Below are 15,541 nucleotides of genomic sequence, written 5' to 3' on the forward strand. Positions count from 1 at the left end.
TCTGACGCAATGATTTTAGAGTTGCATAGCAGCGTTATGCGACGAGAAAAGCATAAAGTCAGGTTCAGTTATGAGCAGTTTGCAGCGCAAAAGATGAATTTTAAACATGCTCTAAGGTTTCCTGAAAGATATGACAGCTTCTATTGACTTTAAGCGCGATGTGCTTCCGCACCTCATCGCGATCCTGATTTTCCTGCTCCTTACCGCCATCTACTTTTCGCCTATCCTGTTTGAAGGGAAGGCGATAGCACAGCACGACATTCTGCAGTTTAAGGGTGGTGCCAAAGAGATACAAGACTACCGCGAGGCCACCGGCGAAGAGACCCTCTGGACGAACTCCATGTTCAGCGGTATGCCCTCATACCTGATCAACACCCGCTACCCTGGCGATTTCTCCGGTGTTATTCATACCATCCTGACTTTCAACCTGCCGGCTATGGCAGGTAACATTTTTATCACCCTGCTCTGTGCCTACATTCTGTTGGTCACGCTGCGGCTCAATACCTGGATCTCCATTATCGGCGCTATTGCCATTGCTTTTACCTCCTACAACTTCATTATCCTGGAGGCGGGTCACAACACCAAGTCACTTACCATCGCCTACATTCCGCTGGTGCTGGCTGGCATGTTCTACGCCCTCCGGCGAAACGTCTGGATAGGGGCCGCCATTTTTGCCTTGGCACTCACACTTAACCTGCATTTCAACCACCTCCAGATGACCTACTACATGCTCCTGATGGTGCTCGTATGGATAGTGGTGGAGCTGATCTATGCTATTAAAGAAGGCAGAATAGCCGACCTGATCAAGCGTGGACTGGTGCTAGGTATAGCGGCCATTCTGGCAGTAGGCGTAAACTTCGGCAGACTCTATACCGTGGCCGAATACAGCCAACACAGTATCCGAGGCAAATCAGAGTTAAGTGTGGCCAATAGCGGTGACAAAACTTCCAGCGGCCTCGACCGCGAATATGCCTTTAGTTGGAGCTACGGCGTGGGCGAAACCATGACACTGCTTATACCTGACTTCTATGGTGGAAGCAGTAGCAACACCCGTCTCGATAAAGATTCGCAGAGCTACCAGGCACTGCTGGGTTTGGGCTTGCCACCGGTGCAGGCAGAGCAGGCGCTAGAGCAGGGCTTGCCAACTTACTGGGGCCCGCAGCCGATGACGAGCGGTCCGGTATACGTAGGAGCGATCATTATTTTCCTGTTCGTACTGGGGCTATTCATCGTGCACAAGCCTACCCGCATTTGGCTACTAGGCGCTACCATTCTCTCCATTGTGCTGGCATGGGGCAAAAACTTCGAGGCCTTTAACTACTTCATGTTCGACTACTTCCCGGGCTATAACAAGTTCAGGGCAGTATCATCGGCCCTAATCATTGCGCAGATCACGATGCCGCTGCTCGGTATACTGGCACTTTACAAAGTCATCCGTGATCGCAATTTGATCAAAGACTTGGACAAGAAACTGTTGATATCCGGAGGTATAACTGCCGGTGTCTGTTTGCTGGTATGGCTGTTTGCCGGTTCGGCCAGCTTCGTCGGCGCAGTGGACCCACAGCTGCAGCAGTCTTATTTCCCGCTCGATGCCATCCGTGCCGACCGTGAGAGTATGATGCGCTCTGATGCTCTGCGAGCATTCGTATTAATCGCGCTTGCATGTGGATTATTATACTTTTACCTAAAGGGCAAACTGTCGGCTACTATGGCCATGGCAGGTATAGGGCTGCTAATACTCGTGGACCTGTGGAGCGTGAACAAGCGCTACCTCAACGACGGCGATTTTGAGAAGCGTGTCGTGGAGAACCATTTCCAGCCGACCAAAGCCGACCAGATGATCCTACAGGACAAAGACCCGCACTACCGTGTGCTCTACCTGCCGAATCCGTTTAACGATGCCCGCACCTCGTACTTCCATAAGTCAGTGGGTGGGTACCACGGCGCTAAGTTGCGCCGCTATCAGGACGTGATCGACCGCCACATCGTGCAGAACAACCTGGAGGTATTGCGTATGCTCAACACCCGCTACGTGATCACAGGCGATCCGCAGCAGCCGGTGCAGCGTGTGCCGGGCGCCCTGGGCAATGCCTGGTTTGTAAGCGAAGTGAAAACTGTGAATACTCCGGATGAAGAGATCGAGGCCCTGAATGGGCTGGACGCCAGCACCACTGCTGTAGTAGACGTGTCGAAGTTCAAAACAGCTGCTACCAGCTACAACGCCGAGGGCTCTACCATTGAGCTGACAGAGTATCAGCCAAATGCCCTGACCTACGCAGTAAATGCGGCTCAAGCTGGTCTGGCGGTATTCTCGGAGGTATACTACGCCGATGGCTGGCAGGCTTACCTGAACGGCCAGCCTGTGGATCATATCCGGGTGAACTATATCCTGCGTGCCATGGAAGTACCGGCAGGAAAGCATACCATTGAGTTTAAGTTTGAGCCGAAGTCTTATGCCATAGGCAATACCATCTCGTTGATTTCATCGATCTTGTTGCTTATAGTCATAGGAGGCGCTATCTTTTATGGGATGCGCCGCAAGCCTGTGGAGGTAGAGAAAGAAGTAATCGTATAAATGAAGGCCCCGGTTTTATAGATCGGGGCCTTTGTTTTAGAGTATATGGAAGCACCGCTGCAACAACTGCACAGTAAAATATGGGAAGAGCAAGGTATAGCGCTCTGGGTAAAGCGCGAGGATCTGCTGCACCCCACCATTTCGGGCAATAAGTGGCGCAAGCTCAAGTATAACCTGCAGGAAGCAAAGCGGCTGCAACACGACACGCTGCTGACTTTTGGCGGTGCCTACTCTAACCACATCGCGGCAGTGGCGGCGGCAGGGCAGGAGTTCGGTTTCAAGACCATCGGCATCATCCGGGGAGAGGAGCATCTGCCGCTCAACCCCACACTCAGTTTTGCCACAACGGCAGGTATGGAACTGCATTACACCTCCCGCGAAGCGTACCGTCAGAAAACCGACCCCGTATACCTGGCGCAACTGGCCGAGCAGTTTGCAAATCCTTACATTATACCTGAAGGTGGAACGAATGCCTTGGCCGTAAAAGGCTGCACTGAAATTGTGTCAGATATCTCTATCGAATACGACTACATCTGCTGCGCCAGCGGCACGGGCGGTACCATCGCTGGCATTATTGCCGGGCTTGAGGGCGAGAAGCAAGTGCTGGGCTTTCCAGCACTGAAAGGAGGCGAATTCCTGCGGGAGGAGATCGAGCAACTGATCCAAAGCTATAGCGGGCAGCGCTACGACAACTGGCAGCTGATCACCGATTACCACTTTGGAGGCTACGCTAAGGTGAAGCCTGAGCTGTTGGGCTTTATGCGCGGCTTTCAGCAGGAGCATAATTTGCCGCTAGAGCCTGTCTATACCGGCAAGATGTTCTATAGCTTGATAGATCTCATTCAAGAAGGCTACTTCCCCAAAGGCAGTCGTATTGTGGCGGTGCATACCGGCGGGCTTCAGGGCAATGCTGGTTTTAAGGAGCGGCTAGGTATAGCGCTGTAGCTGATTTGAACTTTAGCACCATAATTGCTGTGTAGACCGTAGTTAACACAAAGACATAAAACTGTTCATGCCCCTCATCCGACTTTTGTTCCGTCTGCTGCCCTTCATCCTGTTGCTGCTGGTAGGCTGGTTTGTCTGGCGCCAGGTAAAGGCCACCTTTGGACCCGACGAGCAACAACCCGAAGTCATCGTCAACCACAACACCATCCTAACCACAGTAGAAGAGCTCGGGAAAATGGAGCTGGTGCGGTATAATTTCAAAGACGTGGTGGAGTATGAGAAAAACGTGTCGCGCTGGGTACCTAATTCTAAAGTAGTGCTGATCGTGACGGGTGAAGCCGTAGGCTGCATTGATTTTACCAGACTCACCGAACAGGATATCTTCTTCCAAGGCGACTCACTCGTGCAGATCAGCTTACCGGAACCCGAGATCTGCTACTATAAAATAGACCACAACAAGTCCAAAGTCTTTTCGAAAGAGAACACATACTTTCAGGATGCAGACCTGGTGCAGGAGAGTTACCGCTATGCAGAAAGCAATGTAAAGGAAGCTGCCCTGGAGTCAGGTATACTGCGCCAGACGCAGGTAAATGCCGAGAAAGTGCTCAAGCCTATGCTGGAGGAGATTACCGGTCGTAAAGTGGTGCTGGTGCCGCAGCGGCGTATTCAGAATCCGGAGATGCCGAAGAGGCGTTAGTTTGACTGGTAAAGTTGTTCAATCCTTTCAACGAACCAGATCTCTCCTATCGTCGTGATGACAAAAAAGGTATAAAGACGGGCGGCCAGAGTCCGCCAAATAGCTCACACTCGCCAGAGGCGAGCGAGGGGTGTAATGTCGTTACAGCCCAAATAACTCTTCAACTCCCAAACTCCTAAACTCCCAAACTTTTAATCGCATCCTGCACCAAATCATTTTCATAGCCTTTGCTAACCAGATAATAAGTTAGCTTTTGGCGTCGGGCGAAGGGGTTCTTTTCTTTTTCGGTGGCGTTCTTTTTCTCAAGCAGCTGCTTCAGATTCTCCTCGTACACATCATAGTCGATCTCTTTCAAGCCCTGCTTGATGCAGTAGTCTGAGATGCCCTTGGCTTTGAGGCCCTGCGTGATCTTGCGGCGCCCCCACTTCTTGAGGCCATACTTGCCGCGCACATAGGCTTGTGCATAGCGTTCTTCATCCAGCATCTTTTCCTGACCCAGCCGCACAATAATCTCCTCTACATCGTCCGGTTCAAGTCCATAGGTATACAACTTCGTGCGTACTTCCTGCTGGGTGCGCTCCTGGTAAGCACAATAAGCTGCCGCCTTGATCAGGGCCTCTTTCGGCGTATAGGTTTTCTGTTTTTTCTGTCGTTCCAAATCGTTCGTTTTGCTCCTGTTTAAAACAAGTTTGGGCTTGCAAGAGTTGCGCTATTGCCAACTAAAAACAAGTTAGCAATACCACAATTAAATTACGCAAATCAACCTAATTCCCCCCACCTTTGTGATTTCAAAAATAGAATTAAGTATGTTCTCAAAAGGAGTCAGGTACATGCTACTGTCTACGCTGTTTTTCTCGCTCATGAACGTGTGCGTGAAAATGGTGCCGCATATACCTGCCATTGAAGTGATTTTGTTCCGTTCGGTGGTGTCGCTGGTGATGAGTTTCGTCGTGCTGCGCGCTAAGCGGATAAGCGTATGGGGCAGCAACTATGGCTTGCTGATAGCCCGCGGTGCGGCCGGAGCCATGGCACTCATGCTGTTCTTTACAACGCTGCAAAATATACCCTTAGCCACGGCGGCTACGCTACAATATCTGTCACCCATCTTTACCACGATCATGGGTATTTTTATTGTGAAGGAGAAGGTCAGATCCTGGCAGTGGGTGTTCTTTGCGGTGTCGTTTGCAGGAATTCTTGTCATTGAGGGGTTTGATGCCAGTGCCGACTCGTTTTATGTGTGGCTGGGCGTAATGAGTGCCGTGTTCTCAGGCCTGGCCTATAACTTTATCCGGCGCCTGAACACACGGGAGCACCCGCTGGTGATCGTGTTTTACTTCCCGCTGGTGGCGCTCCCGATTTCGGGTATTTACTCTATCTTCAACTGGGTGCAGCCTGATGGCTGGGACTGGGGCATTCTATTGCTGGTAGGCGTGCTTACGCAACTGGGGCAATACTACATGACAATGTCGTATCAGGCAGAGGAAATCTCTAAGGTGGCGAATCTTAACTTCATCGGAATCATTTATGCACTATCGCTAGGTTTTATCTTGTTCGACGAGCACTTCGAGCTGGCAACTTACACAGGTATGGGGCTGGTGCTGGTAGGGGTGGTGCTGAATGTACGTTACAAAAACCGGCTGTCGCAGCGTGAGATTGAGGCGCACGAAACGAAGCTGCCCAAGGTATAGCTGCGGCTGAGTCTTTGCCAGATGCTGCCGCGCCTGTTACATGATGCTGAAGGATAGCGTGCACTGGGGTTTTCTAAGGTATAGTAATGCAAAAGCGTATACCTGTAAAAAGTTTGAGGAGCTTAATTTCTGAAAAAGCTAAACACGAGAGGCGGGTTTTGTCGTTAGTTCTTAAATTGTAAAGCATAACACTCCAGATAAGAGCCTCCGTACATGCGCCCTGCTTTTTTACTCTTCCTGCTATACCTGTTGCCGGCCATCACCATGGCGGGCACCCTGCGTGGACGCATCACAGACGAGAACAACCAGGGCCTGCCTTTTGCCAGCATCTATATCAAAGAGGCTGCTAGCGGCACCGCCTCCAACGATCAGGGCAATTACCAACTGCAACTACCAGCCGGGACCTATACCCTGGAGTTTAAGTATGTCGGCTATCGGGCTCGCATCGAGACGGTGACCATAGGTGATGGAACGCAGGAACTGAACGTGCAGCTAATGCCGGAGGTGCTCAACCTGAAAGAAGTAGTCGTGAAAGCTGCCGACGAAGATCCGGCCTACGGCATCATGCGCAACGCCATCCGGCTGCGCAAGTACCACCGCGACGAAGTGAATGCCTGGAGCGCCCGGGTATACATGAAAGGCGTGGCCCGCATGGACAAAGTGCCTGGCAAAGTACTCGGTGTGCGGGTAGTGGATGTGGACACGGGCATCGTATACCTGTCGGAGTCGGTGTCGGAGTTGCATTTCAAAAAGCCGAATAAGGTAAACGAGCGCATCATCTCCTCTAAAGTGAGCGGCAAGAAACAGGGCTTCAGCTTCAATCAGGCCTCGGAGATGAACATCAGCTTTTATGATAATCTGCTCAAAGTACAAGGCCTGAGCGAACGGGGCTTCGTATCGCCGCTGGCCAACAATGCCCTCTTCTTTTACCGTTTCGAGTACCAGGGGGCCTTTGAAGAAAACGGACGCACCATCAACAAGATCAAAGTCATTCCAAGGCGCAAAAACGATCCGGTTTTTCAAGGAAATATCTACATTGTGGATGGTACCTGGCGCATTCACAGCACTGACCTGACCCTCACCAAAAACGCAGGCATCGATTTCGTCGATTTCATCCGGGTGCGGCAGGTATACGCGCCGGTGCAGGACCATGTGTGGATGCCGGTGTCGCAGCGCTTTACATTCGAGGCATCAGGACTTGGATTCAAGGGCGGTGGCTATGCCACAGGTGTGTACTCTAACTACAGGGTGCAGCCTGCTTACAGTCGTCCACCGACCGTAGTGGAGCCGGAACCGGAAGTGGTGGAAGATGCCGTTGCGGTGGAAGTGAAACCTGCCCGACGGCAGCGAGCCCGGGTGATCAAGCCGAAGGAGGTTGCGCCTGAGGAGCAGCCTGCCATACATGATGAAAAGCTATTCAGCCGTGAAGTGCTGGTCGTGGAGAAGGAGGCGAACACCCGCGATTCCGCCTACTGGGCCGAAATCAGACCGGTGCCGCTGACTGAGGAAGAGCAAGTCGACTACCAGCGCAAAGACAGTCTGGAGGTCATCCGGGAGTCACGGGTATACAAAGACTCCCTGGACCGTATCCGGAACAAGCCGACCTTTGGCAATTTCTTTATGCGCGGCTATACCTACAGCAACACCTACGACCGCCGCTATTTCCGGATAGACCCCTTGCTGAGTCTGACCGGTGGACCGAGCGTGCTGCAGTACAACACCGTGGAGGGTACTGTGTTAAACGTAGGCATGGAGTATCGCCAGAGTTTTGAGGACCGTCGCCACTACGAAATAGAGCCGACCATCCGTTACGGACTGGCAAACGAGAAGCTCAACGCCAAACTGCGCCTGAACTATACTTACGACCCCATCAAGCGGAGCTCGGTATCGGTGGAGGGCGGCCGCTTCGTGGACCAGATCAACTCCACCAACCCGATCTCGCCATTTGCCAACACGATCTATACCTTGCTGCTGCAGCGCAACTACCTGAAGCTCTACCAACGCGACTATGCCCGGGTGAATTACCGCTCTGAGATATTCAATGGCGTTACGATACTCACATCACTGGACTACAGCCACCGGATGCCGCTCGAGAATTCCACCGACTATACCTTCCGGGAAAGCAGTAGCGGCAGTTTTACCTCCAATGTACCGGAGAATGCAGAGTTGGCAGATGCCGCTTTTGAACCGCATCAGGCCTTGACGGCCGCCTTTACCGTAGCTTTCCGTCCGGGTATGAACTATATCTCCCGACCCGACCGCAAGATCAATATTGGCTCGCGCTGGCCTACTTTTTCGCTGGGCTACCGGGGAGGCATTAAGGCGCTCGGTGGCGATGTGAAGTATACGACTGTGGCGCTGCGCATCTCCGACGACTTCAGCTTGGGCTTGCTGGGCAGTAGCGAGTACAGCTTTACGGCGGGTACTTTCTGGGGCAAGGAGAATATGCGACTGATGGACTACCGCCATTTCAACGGCAACCGCACCATCTTCGCGGGGGTGTACACCGGCTTCCAACTCCTCGACTACTACCGGTATAGCACCAACAGCCGCTACCTCGAGGGGCATTACGAACATCACTTCAATGGCTTTCTGTTCAACAAGATCCCGCTCTTCCGCCGCCTGAAGTGGCAGGAAGTGGTGAGCCTGCATTACCTGAACACACGCAAGTCAGAAAACTATTTGGAGCTCGGCTTAGGTATAGAGCACATCTTCAAGGTGCTTCGTGTTGATTTCTTCACCTCGTTTCAGGAGCAGCAGAAGGTGCATACGGGCGTGAGAGTAGGATTCGGGTTTTAAGCATAAGGGCTGAGATCCCATAATGCCAACGAAGGGGCGGGAAGGCTGTATTACAACCAAATAGACAGGTTGGACGTTAGAAATCAGAGAAGACTAATATTTTGAAACGACCATGAAAAACCTGAAAAATATACTAAAGACCGGAGTTGCCGCTGCCTTTATGGCTACCATCACGGTGGCTTGCGGCGATAGGCCGGCCTCGAACCCTACGGATGACACGAGTACCTCTGAGGCAATAACAGAGCGAAGCAAGTCTACCCAAAACCTGAACAACCCGCGCCCTGCACCAGTAGGCCGTACTGCTGAAACCGGGGAGCAAGCCGACCGCTTCGGTGACTTGCCTGCTAACGTGGATTCAGCTGCCCGTGCCAAAGTGGAGCTGGATAAGCAAAGACAACTGGAAGAAAACCCGGACCAGCGCCCTAGACCACGCACACCGACAGGACGTCGCGTGGAAGGTGGACGAGTGGATCAGTAAGAACGCATATAAACCGAAAAGAGGCCATACCTGTACGCATAGCAGGTATGGCCTCTCTGTTTTCTGGCAAGTAAGTGTTACTTCACCACCGCCGTAGTGCCCACTGGCGGGATGACCATACCGGCCCCTGTCTTCTTGCGGCCTTTCAGGTTGATGTTGTAGATGATCACCGAGATAAAGATCAGGATATAAGCCGCCACCTTTACAGCGGTGGTCTCCTCGTTGAAGTACAGGAAAGCCACCACGAAGTTGAGGATCGGGTTGATGTACATCAGGATGCCAATCGTGCCTGAGGTGAGTTCTTTAAGCGCATACAGGTTCAGGAACAGCGGCAGCACCGTGAAAAGAGCACTTAGTATACCTGTCATCAGAAAGAAATGACCGTCCAGTGCCACTTCAGAGCTTCCTTTGAGCTGTTCGTAAAAAGGCGCGATGAACACAAAAGAGAGCAGAAGTTGCAACGTGAGCAGCACGATCTTGTCATATACCTTGAGGATACGCTGCGTGATCAGGTAAAAGGCGTAGCTCAACGCAATCAGCAGACTAAAAAGCAGGCTCGTCAGCTCACCTGTCCCGATTAGCACGCAGCTAAGGGCACTTAGCCCAATGGCCACCCACTGGTTTGCACGCAACTCTTCTTTGAGCAAGGCAAAGCCCAGCACCGCCGTCAGGATCGGGCAGAGCAGGTATGAGAAAGAGCCGGTCTGGATGTTGATGTGGTTGATGACATAGATAAAGGCCAGCCAGTTGATGGTCAGCAGCGAGCCGCCCAGAAATGTAAAGAGCAAAAATTTACGGGCTTCCCGTGGTTTTGATGCCTTTACTAGTGCCAATGTCTGCATCAGGTTCTTGCGCCGGAACAGGACCGTGATCAGCAACAGCAGCACGACAGACAAGGCCACCCGGAAGAACAGGATTTGTCCGCTTGGGTAGTCAGCCAGCGCCTTGAGCGGAAAAGGTATAAAGCCCCAGATGACAAAGGCTGCTATACCTGCCGCGTAGTATGGTTTAGTGTTAGTCGTTTCCATTTCAAATTAAAAGAGCGCAAAGGTATCGTTTTGATTTCTAAAATGCTGCTATATAGTTCCACGCATTCATGTTTTGACATTGATTGCCCGGCGCTTTAATTCTTTGCCGCTCCTCACAACCCTTCATCCGAAATAGTATCTTTGAGACTGAAAACCGATTTGTTTATGCTCACCTTTCGCCAGCTTCAAGCCATTACAGGAGGCACTGTGGTACAGCTGCTGCAGGACAGCCCTGTGGTGCACCTGCTCACCGACAGCCGCAAGCTGTCGCAGCCTGCGGGCACGCTGTTCTTTGCCATTAAGGGGCGCCACAACGACGGGCATGTATACCTGAGTCAGCTGTACAAGCTGGGGGTGCGGCAGTTTGTGGCGGAAGAGTCAGAGGGTTTGGGTGAGCTATACCCGGAGGCCAACATCCTGCAGGTGCAAAGCAGCTTAAAGGCGCTGCAGGCCGTGGCAGCATGGCACCGGGGGCAGTTCCGTATACCTGTGCTGGGCATAACCGGCAGCAACGGCAAAACCATTGTGAAGGAGTGGCTGGCCCAACTGCTGAGCCCGGAGGAGCTGGTGGTGAAAAGCCCGCGCAGTTACAACTCCCAGATTGGCGTGCCGCTGTCGGTCTGGCAGCTCGACACCAACCATACCTTCGGCATATTCGAGGCGGGAATCTCACAGCCGGGCGAGATGCAACGGCTGCAGCAGGTGATTCAGCCTACACTCGGTCTGTTTACCAACATTGGCAGCGCCCACGACGAAGGCTTTGCCGACCGCCGGCAGAAGGTGGAGGAAAAGCTGCAGCTGTTCAGTCAGGTGGAATTACTCTTCTATTGCCGCGACCACGAGCTGGTGCACGAGGCGGTGCAGGCGCAAAATATACCTACTTTCACCTGGTCCCGAAAGGAGCAGGCGGATGTGCAGCTCAGCGGCAGCACGGTCTCGGGCCATAAAACTATCGTGAGCTATACCTACCGGGGCGAGCAGCACAGCCTGGCTATACCTTTCACAGACGATGCTTCCGTGGAGAATGCCCTGCACTGTCTGGCAGTGCTGTTGCAGCGCGGCATCGACCTGACAGCCATACAGGACCGCATGGACCGGCTGCAGCCCGTGGCCATGCGCCTCGAAATGAAAGAAGCCATCAACGGCTGCTACCTGATCGACGATACCTACAACAATGACTTGGCAGGCTTATCCATCGCGCTTGATCTGCTGGCCAGTCAGCCGAAACGGGGGAGGCGCACACTTATAATTTCCGATCTGCTGGAGTCGGGTATGGCGGAGGAGAAACTCTACAATGAGGTGGCTGCCCTGACCAAAGCCCATCAGGTAGAGCGCCTGATCGGGATTGGGCCTACCATACAGGCACACGGCACTAAATTTAGTGGCGACACGGCATTTTATGCCAGCACAGCTGAATTCCTGCAGCAGTTCAGTTCCGAGCAGTTCCGAAACGAGCTGGTGCTGGTAAAGGGCGCCCGTGTATTTGGTTTCGAGAAGATCGTGCAGGCTTTTCAGCAGAAGGTGCACGGCACGGTGCTCGAAGTGAACCTGGATGCGCTGGTGCACAACCTGAATTACTACCGCTCCAAACTGGCCTCGGGTACTAAGCTGATGGTGATGGTGAAAGCCTTCGCCTACGGCAGCGGCAGCTTTGAGGTCGCCAACCTGCTGCAGTTTCACCGGGTAGACTACCTGGCAGTAGCCTACGTGGACGAGGGCGTGAGCCTGCGCGAGCATGGCATCACGTTGCCGGTTATGGTGATGAACCCCTCTCCTGACAGTCTGGCTAAACTGCACCAGTACAGCCTCGAGCCCGAGATTTACTCACTGGAGCTGCTCCGCGATTTTCTGGCCACTGCTCAGCCCGACATCAGCTATAAGATCCACCTCAAGCTCGATACGGGTATGCATCGCCTTGGCTTCACGGGGGATGACTTCGACGAGCTATTCACATTGCTTGCCCGGCATCCGCAGGTGCGGGTGGTGAGCACCTTTAGCCATCTGGCCGGAGCCGACGAAGCCCTGCACGACGATTTCTCGCGCATGCAGCTGCAGAACTTCACGGCCTTGGCTGCGGAGGTAGAGGAGCGCCTCGGCTATACCGTGCTCAAGCACATTCTCAACTCGGCGGGCATCGTACGTTTTCCGGAGCATCAGCTGGACATGGTGCGCTTAGGTATAGGGCTGTACGGGGTAGAGTCCACTGGTTCAGAGCAGGAGGCGCTGCAGCCAGTCAGCACACTCAAAACCACCATCTCGCAAGTAAAGCACATTAGGCAGGGCGAAACCGTGGGCTACAGCCGCAAAGGTATAGCCGACACCAACAAGACCATCGCCACCATCGCCATTGGTTACGCCGACGGCTACGACCGCCGCTTCAGCAACGGCGCAGGGCAGGTGCTTATCAACGGCCGTCGGGCACCCATCATCGGCAATGTGTGCATGGACATGTGCATGATCGACGTAACCGGCATACCTGCCAAAGTTGGCGATGAAGTCACGGTGTTCGGCCCGCAGCTCACGCTGGTCGAGCTGGCGCAGCGCATCGGCACCATCCCTTACGAGCTCCTCACCAACGTCAGCACCCGCGTCAAGCGCATCTTCTTCTCGGAGTAAGCTTAGGAACTCGGGGAATTTCAGATGACGAGGAATGGGAGAAAGTGAGAACTGGTTTGCCAGGGTGTACAAGCTGTAATTCTCTGTTTAATACACAAGCGCATAAAACAATTAGCAAATCAATCTGTCTCAGATCTTCAAATTACCTCATATCCAAATCATCAGCCTTATTCTTTTGCAATACCGGGGAACAGCTTGTATCTTGCAGTTGTTTATAACGAGTCTAAATAAAAGAAGAGAAATCGTGCGTAATAGGACAGAAGAAACACAGGCCCAGAAGAGTGTGCGCGATCTGAAGATCGGGGAGAGCGGGGAGATATGCTGTTTGAATGACCCTGAGATGGCACTCAAGCTGCTGGAGATGGGTTGCATACCTGGCACAGCTGTAAAACTGAACAGCAAGGCCCCCTTTGGTGACCCTGTCACGATCATTGTGAATGATTATACGCTTTCTTTGCGTTTAGACGAAGCTGAAACCATTCTGCTGAAGTAGATTTATTACCACATGGCTGTTACCATAGAGGCGGAAGCGCCAGAAGCCAAAAAAGCAACGCTCCATCAGCCGGTGGCTAAAATTGCTTTGATTGGCAACCCGAATTCGGGTAAAACTTCACTATTCAACCAACTCACAGGCCTTAACCAGAAGGTGGGCAATTTCCCGGGCGTTACTGTCGACAAGAAGACAGGCATCAGCCACATCACTCCCAACCTGAAGGCGCAGATCATTGACCTGCCCGGCACCTACAGCCTGTATCCTAAGTCGCTGGACGAGCGTGTGATCATTGACCTGCTCTACGATCCGGCCTCCAAGCATAACCCGGATCTTGTCATTGTAACGGCTGACGCCTCTAACCTGAAGCGTAACCTGCTGCTGTTTACCCAGCTGGTAGATCTGCGCATACCTGCCGTACTGGCCCTCAATATGATGGACGTGGCAGAGACAGAGGGTGTGAAGATCGATGTTGATGCGCTGCAACGCGAACTGGGTGTGCCTGTTATTCCACTCAATGCCCGCAAAGGTATCGGTATAGCCGCACTCAAAATTGTAATGTCACAGCAGCTGACCCCTGCCAAGGCTACTTTCTTTGAAATTCCGGAAGAGCTGAAGGAGGTGGTTAGCCAGATCAAAGCGCGTTTCGACCTTCGAAACGATTACCTGGCGCTGCATTACGCTCATCAATATAAAAACCTGCGCTTCCTGTCCGAGCAAGATAGAGTTTGGATAGCGCAACTACTAGAGTCGGCCGACTTTAAGTCAAATACAGTGCAGGCCAGCGAAACGATAGCACGCTATGTGCGCATTAACGAGCTCTTGCTCGATGTGGTGCGCATAGAGAAAGCCAAAGAAGAGGAGAAGTTCAGCAACAAGATCGACCAGGTGCTGACGCACCGTGTGTTCGGCTATCTGATCTTCCTGGCGCTGCTGTTCCTGGTGTTTCAGGCCGTGTTTGCCTGGGCCAGTTACCCCATGGACCTGATTGACGAAGGTATAGCCGGACTCAATACACTTATCCAGGAGAACTTCAGCGGACCGCTGATCAACCTGCTCACAGAGGGCGTGATCGCCGGTTTGGGTGGTGTGCTGATCTTTATACCCCAGATTGCGATATTGTTTGCTTTCATTGCCATTCTGGAAGAAACCGGCTACATGGCTCGCGTGACTTTCATGATGGATAAGATCATGCGTAAGTTCGGTCTGAACGGTAAAAGTGTGGTGCCGCTTATATCGGGCGTAGCCTGTGCCGTACCTGCTGTCATGTCGGCACGCACCATTGAGAACTGGAAAGACCGCATGATCACGATCTTCGTGACGCCACTGATGAGCTGCTCGGCCCGCATACCGGTATACACGGTGTTAATTGCCTTGGTGGTACCAGAGGTATACTACTTCGGCTTCCTGAACCTGCAGGGCATTGTGCTGATGGGTTTATACCTGTTGGGCTTCCTGTCTGCTATATTTTCAGCACTTTTATTAAAGGTGTTGCTGAAGGCCCGCGAGCGCAGCTACTTCATCATGGAGTTTCCGGTGTATAAGATGCCGCGCTGGAAAAACGTGGGGCTCACTATTTTTGAGAAGTCCAAGACGTTTGTGCTGGAGGCAGGTAAGATCATCGTGGCGGTTTCCATTATCCTATGGGTGCTGGCCTCTTACGGTCCTGGCGATAGCTTTGAGCGTGCCGAGGAGCGTGCCACGGTAGAGGCACAGGCAAAAGGATTTGGCGAAGAACAAACCGATAACCTGGTGGCTGCCTACCAGCTGGAGTCGAGCTATGCGGGCAAGTTCGGGCAGGCGATTGAGCCAGCTATACGCCCGCTGGGTTACGACTGGAAGATAGGTATAGCACTGCTTACCTCCTTTGCCGCACGTGAGGTGTTTGTGGGCACGATCTCCACTATCTATAGCATAGGAGAGGAAGAGAACGTGAGCACGATAAAAGACAAGCTAATGTCAGAGAAGGATGCCGATGGCAATCCGTTCTTTACGCCAGCCCGTGCCTTCTCGCTTCTTGTGTTTTATGCCTTTGCCATGCAGTGCATCAGCACCCTGGCCATTGTACGTCGCGAAACTAAAAGCTGGATGTGGCCGCTGGCGCAGCTGGTGTATATGACAGGTCTGGCGTATGTATCCGCCTTCGCTGTTTTTCAACTGATGAGCTAAACGCCTTATAAAAGCATTTGATTAGCCCGCTCCCAAAGGAGCGGGCTTTTTTTGTG

At 52.7% G+C, this 15,541-nt stretch carries 11 protein-coding genes; 9 read left to right on the plus strand and 2 right to left on the minus strand.

The genetic code is table 11. The features are described 5' to 3' along the window. The first annotated feature begins 130 nt into the window (after nucleotides 1–130). The 3 genes from BW972_RS18735 to BW972_RS18745 all read left to right on the plus strand — a co-directional run bounded on the left by BW972_RS18735 (nucleotide 131) and on the right by BW972_RS18745 (nucleotide 4,217). Nucleotides 131–2,575, plus strand: coding sequence for a YfhO family protein (locus BW972_RS18735; RefSeq protein WP_076423255.1), 2,445 nt, complete (start codon nucleotides 131–133; stop codon nucleotides 2,573–2,575). A gap of 45 nt (nucleotides 2,576–2,620) precedes the next feature. Continuing rightward, complete coding sequence (locus tag BW972_RS18740; RefSeq protein ID WP_076423256.1) at nucleotides 2,621–3,520, plus strand: 1-aminocyclopropane-1-carboxylate deaminase/D-cysteine desulfhydrase; 900 nt, start codon at nucleotides 2,621–2,623, stop codon at nucleotides 3,518–3,520. A 67-nt stretch (nucleotides 3,521–3,587) separates the two neighbouring features. After that, nucleotides 3,588–4,217 carry a DUF4230 domain-containing protein gene (locus BW972_RS18745; RefSeq protein WP_076423257.1) on the plus strand — a complete coding sequence of 210 codons (630 nt, stop codon included), beginning with the start codon at nucleotides 3,588–3,590 and terminating at the stop codon, nucleotides 4,215–4,217. A 175-nt stretch (nucleotides 4,218–4,392) separates the two neighbouring features. Here the strand turns inward: BW972_RS18745 and BW972_RS18750 are convergent, their stop codons facing one another. Continuing rightward, complete coding sequence (locus BW972_RS18750) at nucleotides 4,393–4,875, minus strand: regulatory protein RecX (RefSeq protein ID WP_007657280.1); 483 nt, start codon at nucleotides 4,873–4,875, stop codon at nucleotides 4,393–4,395. A gap of 148 nt (nucleotides 4,876–5,023) precedes the next feature. Here BW972_RS18750 and BW972_RS18755 point away from each other — a divergent pair, with 148 nt between their 5' ends. The 3 genes from BW972_RS18755 to BW972_RS18765 all read left to right on the plus strand — a co-directional run bounded on the left by BW972_RS18755 (nucleotide 5,024) and on the right by BW972_RS18765 (nucleotide 9,182). After that, nucleotides 5,024–5,905 carry a DMT family transporter gene (locus tag BW972_RS18755; protein ID WP_076423258.1) on the plus strand — a complete coding sequence of 294 codons (882 nt, stop codon included), beginning with the start codon at nucleotides 5,024–5,026 and terminating at the stop codon, nucleotides 5,903–5,905. 213 nt (nucleotides 5,906–6,118) lie between these two features. Then, nucleotides 6,119–8,704: a DUF5686 and carboxypeptidase regulatory-like domain-containing protein gene (locus BW972_RS18760; protein WP_076423259.1), complete on the plus strand. Its 2,586-nt coding sequence runs from the start codon at nucleotides 6,119–6,121 to the stop codon at nucleotides 8,702–8,704. Nucleotides 8,705–8,816: 112 nt separating this feature from the next. Then, nucleotides 8,817–9,182: a hypothetical protein gene (locus BW972_RS18765; RefSeq protein ID WP_007657276.1), complete on the plus strand. Its 366-nt coding sequence runs from the start codon at nucleotides 8,817–8,819 to the stop codon at nucleotides 9,180–9,182. Between the two features lie 77 nt (nucleotides 9,183–9,259). Here the strand turns inward: BW972_RS18765 and BW972_RS18770 are convergent, their stop codons facing one another. Further along, entirely contained in the window at nucleotides 9,260–10,210 is a 951-nt protein-coding gene (locus BW972_RS18770; RefSeq protein ID WP_076423260.1) for an EamA family transporter, read from the minus strand. Between the two features lie 165 nt (nucleotides 10,211–10,375). Between BW972_RS18770 and BW972_RS18775 the strand changes: the two genes are divergently transcribed. The 3 genes from BW972_RS18775 (at nucleotide 10,376) to feoB (ending at nucleotide 15,485) form a co-directional block, all read left to right on the plus strand. After that, nucleotides 10,376–12,826, plus strand: coding sequence for a bifunctional UDP-N-acetylmuramoyl-tripeptide:D-alanyl-D-alanine ligase/alanine racemase (locus BW972_RS18775; protein WP_076423261.1), 2,451 nt, complete (start codon nucleotides 10,376–10,378; stop codon nucleotides 12,824–12,826). Nucleotides 12,827–13,070: 244 nt separating this feature from the next. Beyond that, nucleotides 13,071–13,319 (plus strand): FeoA family protein, encoded by a 249-nt coding sequence (locus BW972_RS18780; RefSeq protein ID WP_007657272.1) that lies wholly within the window; start codon nucleotides 13,071–13,073, stop codon nucleotides 13,317–13,319. Between the two features lie 12 nt (nucleotides 13,320–13,331). Then, nucleotides 13,332–15,485 (plus strand): ferrous iron transport protein B, encoded by a 2,154-nt coding sequence (feoB, locus tag BW972_RS18785; protein ID WP_007657271.1) that lies wholly within the window; start codon nucleotides 13,332–13,334, stop codon nucleotides 15,483–15,485. Nucleotides 15,486–15,541 lie beyond the last annotated feature (56 nt).

Source organism: Pontibacter lucknowensis (assembly GCF_900156415.1).
Taxonomy (GTDB): domain Bacteria; phylum Bacteroidota; class Bacteroidia; order Cytophagales; family Hymenobacteraceae; genus Pontibacter; species Pontibacter lucknowensis.